The sequence below is a fragment of the Algoriphagus aestuariicola genome (assembly GCF_017254835.1).
Lineage (GTDB): Bacteria > Bacteroidota > Bacteroidia > Cytophagales > Cyclobacteriaceae > Algoriphagus > Algoriphagus aestuariicola.
Genome location: NZ_JAFKCW010000001.1, coordinates 1,557,048 through 1,570,690, shown reverse-complemented (window position 1 = coordinate 1,570,690; position 13,643 = coordinate 1,557,048). Strand labels below are relative to the sequence as shown.

Sequence of the window (13,643 nt, the reverse complement as noted above, 5' to 3'; positions counted from 1 at the left end):
CATGAGTCAAGTCAAATCAGATGCTTTGGTTTTCTACGGTGCAACCGGAGATCTTGCTTATAAAAAAATATTCCCGGCACTTCACATGATGGTAAAGAGGGGAAATCTAAACTCTCCGATCATTGGCGTGGCGAGGGGTGAATATGACCTTGAAAAACTCCGTGCCCGTGCAAAGGAAAGCATCCAAAAACACGGGCAATTCGAAGAGGAATCCTACAAGAAATTCTGTAGTCTTCTCGCTTTCGTAGGCGGCGACTATACGGATCAAGGGACTTTCAGAAGAATACGGGAAGCCTTGGGAGAAGCAAACAATCCCACCCACTACCTGGCCATCCCGCCCGTTCTTTTCCCAACCATCATCGCCCAGCTAGACCACTCGGGCTGTGCGAAAGGCGCACGAGTCATCGTGGAGAAGCCATTCGGGACTGATTTTGAATCTGCCAAAGCATTGAACAGGGTGCTTTTGGCAAAATTTGCCGAGAGCGCGATCTACAGGATCGACCACTACTTGGGCAAAAGACCAGTCAACAATATCGTCTTCTTCCGGTTTGTCAACTCACTTCTCGAACCGGTGTGGAACAAAAAGCACATCGAGAGCATACAGATCACGATGGCCGAAGACTTTGGAATCCAAGGCCGAGGTGCGTTCTACGACGTCACCGGGGCGATTCGCGACGTGATCCAAAACCACCTTTTCCAAATCCTGTGTAACCTGACCATGGAGCCGCCGAAGGCTCTGGACAGCGAGTCTATCCGTGACGAAAAAGTCAAGGTGTTGAAAGCTATCGCTCCCCTCAAAGCCCAAGACGTCATCTGCGGCCAATATGAGGGATATCTCGGAGAAAAAGCCGTGAAAGAAAACTCCAAAACAGAGACTTTCGCGGCAATGCGACTGCATATCGATTCACCCAGATGGCAAGGCGTGCCTTTCTACATCAGAGCGGGCAAAAACCTCCCGGTAACCTGCACCGAGATCGTCGTCAAATTCAAGCATTTGCCGTCAGCATATTCCACCATTGCCACCCAACCCAACCATATACGCTTTCGCATAAGTCCGGATGTAAAAGTCGCGTTTGGAATGCTAATTATGGCACCGGGAGAAGATATGGCATCGGTGCTGACCGAGGTCCAAGGAAATCCCACTCCCTTTCCCAATGAGAAAGAAGCCTATGAACGGGTGCTCACGGATGCAATGGCAGGCGATCCCACCCATTTCGCACGCCAAGATTATGTAGAGGAGGCATGGAAAATCGTTGATGAATACTTATCCTCCGACCATCCCGTTTATACATATGATGTTAATTCTTGGGGACCGGAGGTAGTAAACGAGCAAATTTTGCCTCTTGGTGGTTGGAACAATCCAGTAGTGACAAAAAGTAAATAAATGGAAATCAGAACATTTCAGTCCGCAAGTGAAGTGGCCAAAGAAGCAGCCGACTACATCGCGGACAGGATCAGAGAAAACATTGCAAAAAAAGGCATTTTCACGATGGCCATCAGCGGCGGCCGAACGCCTTGGGAAATGATCAAAGCACTTGCTGCCCATGATTTGCCCTGGGAAAAGGTTTTTCTTTTTCAAGTTGATGAGAGGATCGCCCCAGACGGGCATCCGGATCGAAATCTGACCCAATTGTTCAAATCCATAGAAGATACCAAGTTGCCTACCCGCTTGAATATCTTCCCCATGCATGTCGTCGCTGAGGATCTTGACCAAGCCTGCCTCGAGTACTCAGAGAGCATCCGAAGAATTACGGAAACCGGAAAACTTGATTTGATACACTTGGGGATAGGCACCGATGGGCATACGGCATCCCTTATCCCCGGTGACGAGGTCCTTCAGGTGGTGGATAGAGACGTAGCTTTGACCGGCAATCCCTACCAGGGCCGGTATCGGATGACTCTCACCTATCCCTTGATCAACCAAGCAGAAAAGATTCTTTGGGTGATCACCGGAGAGGAAAAAGCTGAAATGTTGAACCGACTCCTACACCAAGATCCCGCCATTCCAGCGGGAAATATCAGCCAGGAGCACACAATCATCCTGACCGAAGAGAGCGCTGCTGTCTCTATCAATTAATCAAACAGACTGTCACATGGCAGCCTTTTCTTTTGGAAAACTGCCTGACTTTTCCTTCATCTAGCTGCTGGCTACTTCGACTTTCAAAATTCCATTTAATGGGTATCTTAAGGGGAAATTGCCGCATAAATGCTGAACCTATTTGCCCAAAGCCTAACCTCTCCCGATAAAACCGCCATCATAGACCCGGAAGGGAGCTATTCCTATAGACAACTCCAAGCGGAAAGCGACAAAATCGCCGCGATACTCCTGGGAAAAAAATCTGATTTGGCTGAAGCACGAGTAGCCTTCATGGTTTCGCCAGGCTTCGATTATGTCAAAATCCAATGGGCAATTTGGAAAGCTGGAGGCATTGCCGTTCCCCTTTGTATCACATACCCATTACCTTCTTTGGCTTATGTCATCGAAGATACTCAAACGAAAATCATCATCGCGGGGCCAGAATATGTGGAGATACTTCAGGCTTACGCCGAGGAAAAAAACATTCGATTCTTGACTTTTGAAGAGATCGATTCGGCTTCTTCCGGAAAAGAACTTCCAAGAATAGATGGTCAACGAGGTGCCATGATCCTATATACCTCCGGCACCACAAACCTGCCAAAGGGAGTTCTTACGACTCATAACATCATCGAATCTCAGGTCAGCACCTTGATTAATGCCTGGCAATGGTCTCCGGAGGATCATACGATTTGTCTTCTCCCACTCCATCATGTACACGGAATTATCAATGTGGTTTCCTCTGCTCTTTGGGCTGGTGCAACTCTCCAATTCCTTCATCCATTCGATGCAAAGCAGGTATTTGATACTTTTTTGGAAGGAAAAGTAAATGTCTTTATGGCGGTGCCTACCATATACTTCAAGCTGATATCGGAATTTGAATCCTGTATAGAAGAAGAGCAGCAGCAGCTCAGGGATTGCATGGCTAAGTTTAGGCTGATGGTCTCAGGCTCTGCAGCCCTGCCCGTTTCCGTGATGGAAAAGTGGAAGGGAATTTCCGGGCATTACCTTCTGGAGCGGTACGGAATGACGGAAATCGGAATGGCCATCAGCAATCCTTATGAAGGAGAACGACGCGCAGGATATATTGGGCAGCCTTTGCCTGGAGTGCAAGCCAGATTAGTCGATGAGAAGAACCAAACAATAGAAATCGGTCAGCCTGGCGAAATTCAGATCAAAGGTCCATCTGTGTTTAAAGAATATTGGGGTAAGCCGGAAGCTACCGCCAAATCATTTACACAGGACGGCTGGTTCCGAACCGGGGATGTGGCTGTCATTGAAGATGGATATTACCGCATCCTAGGAAGGGATTCGATAGACATCATCAAATCAGGCGGCTACAAAATCTCGGCCTTGGAGATCGAGGAAATCCTAAGAAAGCATCCTGCGGTCAATGATTGCGGGGTCGTTGGTATCCCGGACGAGGAATGGGGAGAGTTGGTTTCTGCCGCCTTGATCCTGAAGGAATCGACTGATCCCAAAGAAATCAACCAATGGCTACGAGCCCAAATGCCCGCCTATAAGACTCCAAGAAAATACATTGTCCTAGACGAGCTGCCCAGAAACGCCATGGGCAAGGTGGTCAAAAACGACCTCAAAAAGTTGTTTTAACCCTAACTGACTCCGAAATGATCCAAGGACTTGCTGTACTTTCCTTTTCTTTTTTACTAGGCATGTGGGCTGGGGAACTTCTTGGCACTTGGCTGGGAATCGATGCCAATGTGGGCGGAGTGGGGTTTGCGATGATTTTTCTTCTGTTACTGGCAGAGACTTTTCGTAAAAACGGATGGTGGAAAAAGGAATTTGAGTTTGGAATCGAATTTTGGAACAAGCTCTATATTCCCGTTGTCATTGCCATGGCTGCCAGCCTCAATGTCAAATCGGCGCTTTCCGCTGGAACATTGGCCATCCTGGCGGGCATTGTGCCTGTTTTGCTTGCATTCTGGGTTTTTAAAATCTTAACCAAATCTTTTCCAGCCGCCCATGAATGATTTGATGCAAGTGCTGGATAAAAATGGCTTGATCGTCGCCTTTTTGCTCGTTGGAACTTTGACTTGGATCACCGATTGGTTTTCCAAGAAAGTACTGAATTCCAGAATTCCAGGTTCTGCATTGGCCATCTTCCTAGCGCTATTCTTTGGCTATCTCGGAGGAGTTTTTGGAGGGGGAGAAAAAGGACTGGCTGATTTACAATTGTTCAAAGGACTTTCGGTACTCGGAGGATCCATGTTTCGGGACTTTGCAATTGTTGCCACAGCGATCGGGGCCAGTTTTGTGTTGATCAAGAAAAGCGGAATTCTTGGCTTAATTTCCTTGGTATTGGGAATAGGAGTGTTTTTTATTGCGGGAGTTGGCTTGGCTTGGGCATTTGGCTATCGAGATGCAGTAAGTCTTTGCACCATCGGAGCCGGAGCCTGCACGTATATCGTCGGTCCAGTGACGGGTGGAGCTTTGGGGGCCAGCTCGGAGGTGATCGCCTTGAGCATCGGAACAGGAGTCGTGAAAACCATTGCTGTGACCATCTTTACTCCCATTTTAGCTAAGAAAATCGGATTGAAAACTGCTGGCTCAGCCATGGCTTTCGGTGGAATCATGGGAACTTCCAGTGGCGTGGCCGCAGGTCTGGCAGCCACCGATCCCAGATTGGTGCCTTATGGTGCTGTCACGGCTACCTTTTATACAGGGCTGGGCTGCTTGGTTTGTCCTTCTGTTTTCTATCTGTTTATTAAAATCTTGGTTGGCTAGTTTGATAAATGGAAATCCAACAAGGACTAAGGCTAGGTATCTTTGGAGCAAATGAAATCAACTCTTTTTCTATTCTTTTTCGTAGGCTGGGCCCGATTGGCATTTACCCAAAGTCAAATTAGTGGGAGAATTCAGGATCAAAGCACTCAGAAAGGCATCGAATATGCCTCCATTGTGCTTTTTTCTCAAAAGGACAGCGTCTTTATTGACGGCACTATCTCAGATCAGGAGGGGAAATTCTCGTTCGAAAACTCTTCTCCGGGCCGATACTATATTATTGCCAGCTTTATGGGTTTTGGCCCGGCAAGCTCTGGGGGGTTTGAGTTGAGCAGAAATCAAAAACTTGATCTGGGAGTAATTTCCCTTTCCAGTTCCGCTCAGGATCTCCAAGCAATAGAAGTCCAAGGACAACGAATCACGACGGAATTCCGACCCGAAAAACAGAGCTTTTCCGCTGACAACTTCGAAGCAGCCCAAGGCGGCGCCGCGACCGACGTCCTCAAAAACCTACCAGGCGTCAGCATCAATTCCGAAGGAACTCTCGCGATCCGCGGGAACACGGGCTTTGTCGTGATGATCAACGGCCGTCCTACTCAGGGAGATCCCATGATGCTCTTGGGACAGCTGCCCGCCAACAGCATAGAAAAGGTGGAATGGCTCTCCTCACCCGGGGCGCAGTTTGACTCAGAGGGAAAAGCCGGGATCATCAATATCACTACCAAAAAAGGCGCTACTGACGGACTCTACCTGCAATTCAACGGGAAATTGGGCTTTCCATCCATCGAAAACTACGACAACAAAGCTCCCCAGAATCGGTACGGCGGAGATTTTAACCTAAATTATCAAAAGGGGAAATGGGATCTTTCCCTCGGAGCAAGCTACCAGCGAAACGACATTGCTGGCAAACGGGTAGGAAATGTATACACCATCGAGGGTGATACCACCACTTATTTCCCATCCGAAGGTGAACGAAGTATCGACGAAACCAATTACTCCGGAAGATTCACGCTGGGATATAATCCAAGTACTTCCAATTCCTTCAGCTTGGGATTTTATGCAGGAGTCAGAGATAAGTTGAGAACGGCGGATATTCTCTATTACGATAACCACCAAGAATATCCTGGTGGTGAATCAGCTCCTTTTCAGTACTTCAATGCCAACGGCCAAAACCGTCGAGGTGATTTTGCTTTGGGAAGTCTGGATTATTCCCACACCTTTTCCAATTCCTCAAAGCTCAGTACCTCCATCCTCTACGAATACAGCATGCTCGGCGGGCCCACGATCAACAGAAACCTCGGCTATCCAGACCTCTCTATCGTCTATCAAGATGAATACAATACCAATGATAATCCCCTCAACGGCATTCGATACAATCTGGACTATACCTTCAAGCCAAGCTCGTTCGGCAATGTGCAGATAGGCTACCAATACCGCTTTTTGGATCATTTTGGGGACTTTTTGTACGAGAGAAAAAACAATGAAACCGGAATTTGGGAAATAGTACCGGAGTTTTCTTCGGAAGTTGATCTCAAGCGGATCATCCATACAGGCTATATCCAATGGGAAAAAAAGAAAGAAAAATGGTCCTACAGTGCGGGGGTAAGAACAGAATTGATGGACCGGAAATTCCAGCTGCAGGACAAGACCGGAAGCTTGGATACGACTTACCTATATGACTACATCCGACCTTTTTTCAGCGGAAGCCTAAGCTACCAGGCCAAGGAAGACCTTGCTTGGAAACTGAACTTTACCCAGCGAGTGGAGAGGGAAACCACCTTCAAAATGAATCCTTTCCCAGAGCGGGAACATAGCGAAACGCTCGAACAAGGTGATCCAAACGTATTGCCGGAATTTATCAATACGCTCGAAGCTGGAATGATCAAAAACTGGAAAGACAACAGCTTCTTTGTGACGGCCTATTATACCCGAATCGAAAATCTCGTCAACCGGGTGAATACGGTTTACAATGACACCATTCTCAACCGAATCTATTCCAATGTGGGAACTGCCAAATCCATTGGACTGGAATTGGGAACGGAACTCTTTTTCACGGAAAAATGGAAGGCCTATTTGGGTGGAAATGTCTACCACTATTCCATCCGGGGAGAGTTTGACAATAGTTCCGTAGATCAGGCGGCATGGACCTATTCATATAACTTCAATACAACCTTCAACTTCTCTAAAACCATCAGTTCCCAGTTTACCCTAAACTATCTCTCCAGGCGTGTGACAGCCCAGGGAGAAGACAGCCGCTTTTATCTTCCTTCTTTGAACATCAAAAAGACCTTCATGGATGGTCAGTTGGCCGTCAATCTTCTCTGGCAAAACATCGATTTAGGCGCACTAAAGACCAACGAGCAGCGGATTACCACTTGGCGGGATGGGGAGTTTTACACGACGACCAATTATATACAGGAAGTAGACATGATCCTGCTGAACCTATCCTACACGATCAACCGATCTAAGAACCGCGCGAAGTTTGTGAAAAGCGAGTTTGGCGAGAAAGAGTTTTGATTCTGTGTTTAGACAAATGAGGCTAAACCGACCTCTGATGCGCTTAATACCAAACTAGTCGCCCTCAATCACTTAAAATCAAAGCAATTATCTTTTATATTGGATTAGCCAAGCTTTGATCTTTTGAAATCAACCATCAAATCCGCCCAGGAAAAACTGGGATTTAGACTGAGAGGCCTAGAAAATACCCGAATCGAATCCCTGAGCGACGGGGTATTCGCCATTGCGATCGGTTTGCTTTTGCTGTCCAGCTCTCCGCCCCAGACTTTTGAGGAATTGAGAGAATTTATCAAGGACTTCATTCCCTTTGCCGGAACGATCTCCATCCTAATGATGATCTGGTATCAGCATTACCTGTTTTTCATCCGCTTCGGACTTCGCGATGCCGGCACGGCAGCGATCAACACCATCCTGTTGTTTTTGGTGCTTTTCTATACCTATCCTCTCAAATTCCTCTTTCGCCTGTTGATCGACATTTATACAGCCCTTTTCACCGGAAATGAGAAGGCTATCCAGGTGATTTTCTCTGAAACCATCTTGATGGAAGACACTCCCCAACTGATGGTAATCTACGGAATCGGCGCCTCGGGGATATTTTGGGTTTTTGTCTGGCTAAATGCCCGAGCCCTCAAAAAATCCAAACTTCTTGATCTTTCGCCCAAAGAAATTCTCCTTACCCGAAACAGTATCCGAATGAACATAGCAGCGGGACTTATCCCGCTGTGTTCGGCAATTTTTGCGGGTTTCGAACTGGGAGGAATTTACACCTTCATGATCTCCGGCTTTATTTATGTTTCCTATATGGTAGTGATGCCGCTGATGGGCTACTGGGGAGGCAAAAGAATCGAAAAGGCCGACTTGTTGAATAGTCCCGACATTGAAGAACCTTTAAACTCGGAGTAAACGTTATCCAATTCCAAAATAGAATTTCATGGAATCCACCCTGTTGATCAAAAATATGGTTTGCCCGCGCTGCATCGAGGCGGTGTCGGAGATTTTTTCAGGAGAAAAGCTGGATGCCAAAGTGGAATTGGGAAAAGTGAATCTCAGCTATGCTATTTCTGATTCCCAAAAAGAAAAGCTTGCTCGATTGCTTCATAGCCGGGGCTTTGAGCTTTTGGAACCGGGAAAATCCGCCCAAATCTCCCAGATCAAAACCTTGATCGTGGAACTGGTCCACCAAAAGGATAACAGCTTGCATGAAAATCTTTCTTCCTATCTCTCCGAAAAACTAAACCAGGAATATACCGGACTGAGCAAGTTGTTTTCTTCCGTAGAGGGGATCACCATCGAGCGGTTTTATACCCTCCAAAAGATCGAAAAAGTCAAGGAATACCTCTTCTACGACGAACTCAGCCTCTCCGAAATCGCCTTCCAGATGGGCTATAGCTCCGTGGCCTATCTCAGTTCCCAATTCAAAAAAGAAACCGGCATGACGCCCAGTGAATTCAAGAAAAATGGGCAAGTGAAAAGGAGAAGTTTAGATGGGATATAAAAAAAAGAACTAGTTTGGTAATAACATCTGAATATTTTATTAAAACTGAGATTTAAAACTTTGATTCATTCTATTTATGGAGGATATAAATGATGGTGGATTTATTTATTACTTAAAAAACCTATTTATCAATTACTTTAAAAAATTTGAAAATTATCTCTTTCTTGGGCTTTTGACAATCACATTTGGATTACTTTGGAGCCGAGATGGGATTCCCATTGCAGTTAAAGTGTTTATTATAATGGCAAATGGTTTTTTAATTGCTTCACTATTAACACAATTCGTTTTAGCAATAAGAGAAAAGGATTTTAGGAGAAACAAACTGCTTCTATTATTATTTTTAATTACCGGACTTTCATCAATAATTTTCTTTTTATGGGGATATAAATCACTTAATTGGTCTTTTTATTCCGGATTAATTTTTATGGTGCCTATAATAATTACACAAGTCTGTTTTAAAATTAGAAACTGGTTCTAAAATTAATTTTACAAGAAACACTTCGAATTATTCTTCTTTATTGTTAATCTTTTATGAAATTCATAACTCATCCAAACCTATCCTTGGACCCACCTCCAAGGTACCCCTCCCCACCTCAAATATCCGATGCCGGACCTTTTAGATGCGATGTCGCACCTTTTATATGCGATACCGGACCTTTTAGCTGCGGTGTCGGATCTTAGAACCACGATGCCGCAGCTTTTTGGTCCGAAATCCCATGTTTTTACTCCGGCACCGCATGTTTTTACTCCGACACCGAGGCTTTTAGACGGGATCACGCAGCCCAGAAGTCCGACCTCGGATGTTTTTAGTGGATACCCATTATCCTACACTTTGCCTACTGCCATCAGCCTTTACCCTTTGCTATTCTTTAGGAATTAGTAAATTCCAATAGATTTACAAATAATGAATTCAGATCAATTTGAACAATCTCAAATCCAACCCCTATTGGATTATTTTCAACAGCTTATCCCACTTGATTCCAAGGAGAAGCAATTAGTATTGGAACTATTCAAACCCCGACTGTATCGAAGAAGGCAATTTGTCCTCCAGGAAGGCGATGTCTGCAACCAATTCAACTTCATAGTCCGAGGTTGCTTGCGGATGTACAAGATCGATGAGAAAGGAAACACGCACATTCTGCAATTCGCCTCAGAAAATTGGTGGTTGACCAATATTGGTAGTTTCCATGACCGAACTCCCTCCGAACTTGAAATCGACGCCATCGAGGATACGGTGGTACTTCAGATCAACCACGAAAACCTGCTTTCTCTCTATATCAATGCTCCCAAGTTCGATCGTATTTTTCGGGTTTTGATCGAAAAAAGCTTCGTTTCCACACAGAAGCGACTTTTACAGACCATCAGTTCTACAGCTGAGGAAAGGTATAATTCCTTTTTGGCAAGCTATTCCCATCTCAACAATCGACTCCCACAAACCCAAATTGCCTCATTTTTGGGCATTTCCCCGGAGTTTTTAAGCCGCTTGAGAAACAAGCAAGCCAAAAAGGCTTGATCTAGATCAATACTATTTCTTGATTCAGTTCATCGGTGGGAACCAGCCCTCGGATGCAACTTTGTTTTATCAAAACATCAGCAAAAACAAACACGAAATAGCATGAAAACATCCTCAAAAGTAGCCGTAATCGGCCTTGGAAACATCGGAAAAGCAGTTGCTCAAATCCTGGTAAAAGGCAACAGACCCGTAATCCTTGCCAGTAAAAAATTGGAAGACGCCGAAGCCCTAGCCGAAGAATTAGGGAGTCTTGCCACTGCTTCCGAAACTAGTGAAGCCATCAAAAATGCCGATATCCTGATATTTTCTGTTTGGTTTAATACCCTTCAGGAATTGATTGGACAATATGGAGAAGCCCTTTCCGGCAAAATCATTATCGACACGACCAATCCAATCGCTCCGGATGAAAATGGAGGCTTCAAGAAAATCATCGGAGAAAAAGAATCCTCTGGACAATTAAACGCTGAAATCTTACCCTCTGGTGCCAAATTGGTCAAAGCTTTCGGAACATTGGGCGTAGCTTCCTTAGCTTCTGCTGCTTTCCAATCTCCTGAAAAAGGAGTTTTATTCTATGCGGCCGATGAGGAATCTGTGGATGCCGAAGTAAAGGAACTGATCCAGGATGCAGGCTTCGAGGCTGTAAAAGTAGGTGGCTTGGATCAATCCATCCGAATTGAAGTGTTTGGAGATTTGCATGAATTTGGTGCTTTGGGAAAAGTAGTCTCCAAAGCTGAAGCAATCGAAAAATTGTAAAAACCTCTATTTCCAAAAGCTTATGAAACTCATCCAATCAGTATCTATCCTGTTTTTCCTTTTGGAAATCACCTTCGGTCTGAATGCTCAAACTTCAGGCAATTGGCAGAAAATCCAATTTGGCAAGCAAACCTTTGAACTTCACAATGTGACCGGAGAGGTGGTCAAATTTAATGGCAAAAAGACTTTGAAAATAGAGCGGGATTTAAAAGCCTTGCCCTTTGACGAAAATCGCCTGGAAGAGACGGTCGATGAAAGACATTATGCAAGACTTGTGGATTTGGAGGATTTTGAAAATGGAACCATTGAAGTAAAAATGCTCAGCCAGATTCAGGACCCTTCTCCCTATCCCCCAGCAGCAGGATTCATTGGGGTGTATTTTAGAATCAAAGAAGATGATTCAGCTTTTGAATCCATCTACCTCCGTCCCAAAGTCGGAAGAGTTGATAATCAGTTTGCCAGAAACCACGCCGTGCAGTATTTCTCTTACCCTGACTACAAGTTTCAAACCCTGCGGGACAAATTCCCAGCAGGATCGTATGAGGGATCTGCCCCAGTAGCCTTAAATGAATGGATCACAATGCGAATCGAAGTCAATGGTGAAACAGCTGAAATGTTCATCAATGACCTGAAGTATTCCTCCTTTATCGTGGCCAAGATGTTGGGAAAAAACCAACAGGGCTCAGTAGGCCTGTATGTGGATATCGCCACCATCGGCTACTTTCGGGATTTGAAAGTGACTAAGCGGGCCTTCATTCCTAAAAAGAATTCAGGAGAAAAAGTGAATGACATTTAAGGAAGGAAAACTAGATTTTCAGAAAAATAGCTTTTGGTTCAAAGCGTAGACAAGCTCTACGCTTTTTTTGATTTATAAGAAAACTGAGCTGCACTTTTCCCCAGCCTTTTGACCTTTCTGCCTCATGATTGCTTCAAAAGTCTTGAGAAGAAATTGAACCAGAATAGATTAACTTTTCACCAAATTCAGGGTTAGAACTTCATTAAACAGATTTTTATGGCAAACGAATCAAAGGGATTAATGAAATCTGGATCAGCTGAGTCCATAGAAAAAGAACTTGATGCCCTATCCGACCAAGAGCTCCAAGCGGAAGCCAAAAAATTGAAATCTTTTTCCCTGACCAATGCGGTATTTATAGGATTCCTGGCAGGCATTATTTTTTACAGCATCGCGAAAAGTACTTGGGGGCTTTTCACCTTGATCCCCCTATTTTTCATTTACAAGCTGGTAAATGACCCCAAAAACCTACGAGCCAAAATTCTGGATAAGGTACTCCAAGAAAGAAATTTGAAATAAATCCTGTCCCTAAAAGGCAGATAGGATCAAGTCATTTCTTAAGGCGGAAATTTTTGCCTCATCACTTTCCAACCATTTTTTCTCGAGTCTTCCTCTACTTTCCCATTTTCTAGGACAGCTCCTTCAAAGTTTCAGAAGGATAGCGTCTAAAATTTTCGTAACTTGATGGAAACCAGAGAAATCGCAAGCGAATGCTTGAGGGACCCTGATTAAGATTTATCACTCACCAAATTTCTCAGCTATGACATCCGCCCAAAACATCCAAGTCATTGACACCATTTACCAAGCATTTGCTGTTGGCGATATGCCGACCGTTCTTGGTAAAATGCATCCCAAAATCAAATGGAACGAAGCCGAAGGCAATTCACTTGCCGATGGCAATCCTTACATCGGTACCGATGCCGTATTGACGGGAGTATTTGCGCGTCTGGGTGCCAACCATGACTACTTCAACCTGATGAATATCAAACTTCATGGAATGGATGAAAGCATGGTGTTGGCAACTCTTCGATACGATGCCAAAGTGAAGGCCACGGGTAAGACCTATAATGCACAAGTGGCGCATCTCTGGACTCTAGATGACAACGGGAAAATCACCGCCTTTCAGCAATATGTGGACACTAAAAAACTGGCAGAGGCTGAAATGGCATAGGATGAATAGCACTCCATTCGCCTATCCAAACTAGGTAACAACAGGAACCTGTGTTTATGCCTGAGCCCAGTGAATGTAATCGGAAGGCACAGGTTCCAATCCACTTTTTCGCATCATCGAAGCCAATTGTCCTCGGTGGTAAGTAGCGTGGTTGATAATATGAATCAGCATATCCGAAACCCTTTTTTCAAAGGCCGCTCCGGAAAAGCTGTGGAAAGAAATCTTAGCATCCAGATCTACCAGCTTCAAAATCTCCAAGGTCTTGGTGTATAAGGCCTCATTTCTGGAAGGAAAACTTTCAATCGGAAAATCTTCCCAGGGATTTCTTAAGGTGATATTTCCTTCAATCCGCTCGATCCAGATCTGATGGGCATTGATCAGGTGATTGGCTAAGCGGATGATTTCACCATCCAGTTGGTAATGATACGATTGAAATCGGGTATCCAGCGATTGACTGATCTGGTAATTGTATTCAAAAAAGCGTTGTAAAAACTCCTTCATGGCTTAGGGAATAAATGGGATAAGTACATCTGTAGGCCAAATCAACGAGTATTTCCGATATCCAGCAAAATCTTATAAAACTCT

General features: G+C 44.8%; 15 protein-coding genes. 14 read left to right on the top strand and 1 reads right to left on the bottom strand.

Features of this window, described 5'->3' with window-relative positions; genetic code table 11:
- Nucleotide 1 precedes the first annotated feature (1 nt).
- From zwf to J0A67_RS06565, 14 genes are all read left to right on the top strand, one after another.
- Nucleotides 2-1,384, top strand: coding sequence for a glucose-6-phosphate dehydrogenase (zwf, locus tag J0A67_RS06630; RefSeq protein ID WP_206568474.1), 1,383 nt, complete (start codon nt 2-4; stop codon nt 1,382-1,384).
- Complete coding sequence (gene pgl, locus J0A67_RS06625; RefSeq protein ID WP_206568473.1) at nt 1,385-2,077, top strand: 6-phosphogluconolactonase; 693 nt, start codon at nt 1,385-1,387, stop codon at nt 2,075-2,077. It begins immediately after the preceding gene.
- Between the two features lie 129 nt (nt 2,078-2,206).
- On the top strand, nt 2,207-3,685 hold the full coding sequence (locus J0A67_RS06620) for an acyl-CoA synthetase (RefSeq protein ID WP_206568472.1): 1,479 nt from the start codon (nt 2,207-2,209) through the stop codon (nt 3,683-3,685).
- Between the two features lie 17 nt (nt 3,686-3,702).
- On the top strand, nt 3,703-4,065 hold the full coding sequence (madL, locus tag J0A67_RS06615; RefSeq protein WP_206568471.1) for a malonate transporter subunit MadL: 363 nt from the start codon (nt 3,703-3,705) through the stop codon (nt 4,063-4,065).
- Nucleotides 4,058-4,819, top strand: coding sequence for a malonate transporter subunit MadM (madM, locus tag J0A67_RS06610; protein ID WP_206568470.1), 762 nt, complete (start codon nt 4,058-4,060; stop codon nt 4,817-4,819). Before madL ends, madM begins: the two co-directional genes overlap by 8 nt.
- A 51-nt stretch (nt 4,820-4,870) precedes the next feature.
- Nucleotides 4,871-7,333, top strand: a complete 2,463-nt coding sequence (locus J0A67_RS06605) for a TonB-dependent receptor domain-containing protein (protein WP_206568469.1) — start codon at nt 4,871-4,873, stop codon at nt 7,331-7,333.
- A gap of 123 nt (nt 7,334-7,456) precedes the next feature.
- Nucleotides 7,457-8,236: a TMEM175 family protein gene (locus tag J0A67_RS06600; protein WP_206568468.1), complete on the top strand. Its 780-nt coding sequence runs from the start codon at nt 7,457-7,459 to the stop codon at nt 8,234-8,236.
- A gap of 28 nt (nt 8,237-8,264) precedes the next feature.
- Nucleotides 8,265-8,828, top strand: coding sequence for an AraC family transcriptional regulator (locus J0A67_RS06595; RefSeq protein WP_206568467.1), 564 nt, complete (start codon nt 8,265-8,267; stop codon nt 8,826-8,828).
- Between the two features lie 76 nt (nt 8,829-8,904).
- Nucleotides 8,905-9,306, top strand: coding sequence for a hypothetical protein (locus J0A67_RS06590; RefSeq protein ID WP_206568466.1), 402 nt, complete (start codon nt 8,905-8,907; stop codon nt 9,304-9,306).
- A gap of 468 nt (nt 9,307-9,774) precedes the next feature.
- Nucleotides 9,775-10,341 carry a Crp/Fnr family transcriptional regulator gene (locus J0A67_RS06585; RefSeq protein WP_241265077.1) on the top strand — a complete coding sequence of 189 codons (567 nt, stop codon included), beginning with the start codon at nt 9,775-9,777 and terminating at the stop codon, nt 10,339-10,341.
- A 9-nt stretch (nt 10,342-10,350) separates the two neighbouring features.
- The gene (locus J0A67_RS06580) at nt 10,351-11,094 is read left to right on the top strand and encodes an NADPH-dependent F420 reductase (RefSeq protein WP_317195052.1); all 744 of its coding nucleotides are present in this window, start codon (nt 10,351-10,353) and stop codon (nt 11,092-11,094) included.
- 22 nt (nt 11,095-11,116) lie between these two features.
- On the top strand, nt 11,117-11,890 hold the full coding sequence (locus tag J0A67_RS06575) for a LamG domain-containing protein (protein WP_206568463.1): 774 nt from the start codon (nt 11,117-11,119) through the stop codon (nt 11,888-11,890).
- Between the two features lie 240 nt (nt 11,891-12,130).
- Nucleotides 12,131-12,406, top strand: coding sequence for an FUSC family protein (locus J0A67_RS06570; protein ID WP_206568462.1), 276 nt, complete (start codon nt 12,131-12,133; stop codon nt 12,404-12,406).
- A gap of 241 nt (nt 12,407-12,647) precedes the next feature.
- Complete coding sequence (locus J0A67_RS06565) at nt 12,648-13,058, top strand: nuclear transport factor 2 family protein (RefSeq protein ID WP_206568461.1); 411 nt, start codon at nt 12,648-12,650, stop codon at nt 13,056-13,058.
- 54 nt (nt 13,059-13,112) lie between these two features.
- On the opposite strand, the gene J0A67_RS06560 is transcribed toward J0A67_RS06565, so the two are convergent.
- Nucleotides 13,113-13,559: a DinB family protein gene (locus J0A67_RS06560; protein ID WP_206568460.1), complete on the bottom strand. Its 447-nt coding sequence runs from the start codon at nt 13,557-13,559 to the stop codon at nt 13,113-13,115.
- Nucleotides 13,560-13,643: the final 84 nt, after the last annotated feature.

Coding starts and splice junctions, on each gene's coding strand:
- zwf (WP_206568474.1), top strand. CDS start 2: ATGAGTCAAGTCAAATCAGATGCTTTGGTTTTCTACGGTGCAACCGGA.
- pgl (WP_206568473.1), top strand. CDS start 1,385: ATGGAAATCAGAACATTTCAGTCCGCAAGTGAAGTGGCCAAAGAAGCA.
- J0A67_RS06620 (WP_206568472.1), top strand. CDS start 2,207: ATGCTGAACCTATTTGCCCAAAGCCTAACCTCTCCCGATAAAACCGCC.
- madL (WP_206568471.1), top strand. CDS start 3,703: ATGATCCAAGGACTTGCTGTACTTTCCTTTTCTTTTTTACTAGGCATG.
- madM (WP_206568470.1), top strand. CDS start 4,058: ATGAATGATTTGATGCAAGTGCTGGATAAAAATGGCTTGATCGTCGCC.
- J0A67_RS06605 (WP_206568469.1), top strand. CDS start 4,871: ATGAAATCAACTCTTTTTCTATTCTTTTTCGTAGGCTGGGCCCGATTG.
- J0A67_RS06595 (WP_206568467.1), top strand. CDS start 8,265: ATGGAATCCACCCTGTTGATCAAAAATATGGTTTGCCCGCGCTGCATC.
- J0A67_RS06590 (WP_206568466.1), top strand. CDS start 8,905: ATGGAGGATATAAATGATGGTGGATTTATTTATTACTTAAAAAACCTA.
- J0A67_RS06575 (WP_206568463.1), top strand. CDS start 11,117: ATGAAACTCATCCAATCAGTATCTATCCTGTTTTTCCTTTTGGAAATC.
- J0A67_RS06570 (WP_206568462.1), top strand. CDS start 12,131: ATGAAATCTGGATCAGCTGAGTCCATAGAAAAAGAACTTGATGCCCTA.
- J0A67_RS06565 (WP_206568461.1), top strand. CDS start 12,648: ATGACATCCGCCCAAAACATCCAAGTCATTGACACCATTTACCAAGCA.
- J0A67_RS06560 (WP_206568460.1), bottom strand. CDS start 13,559: ATGAAGGAGTTTTTACAACGCTTTTTTGAATACAATTACCAGATCAGT.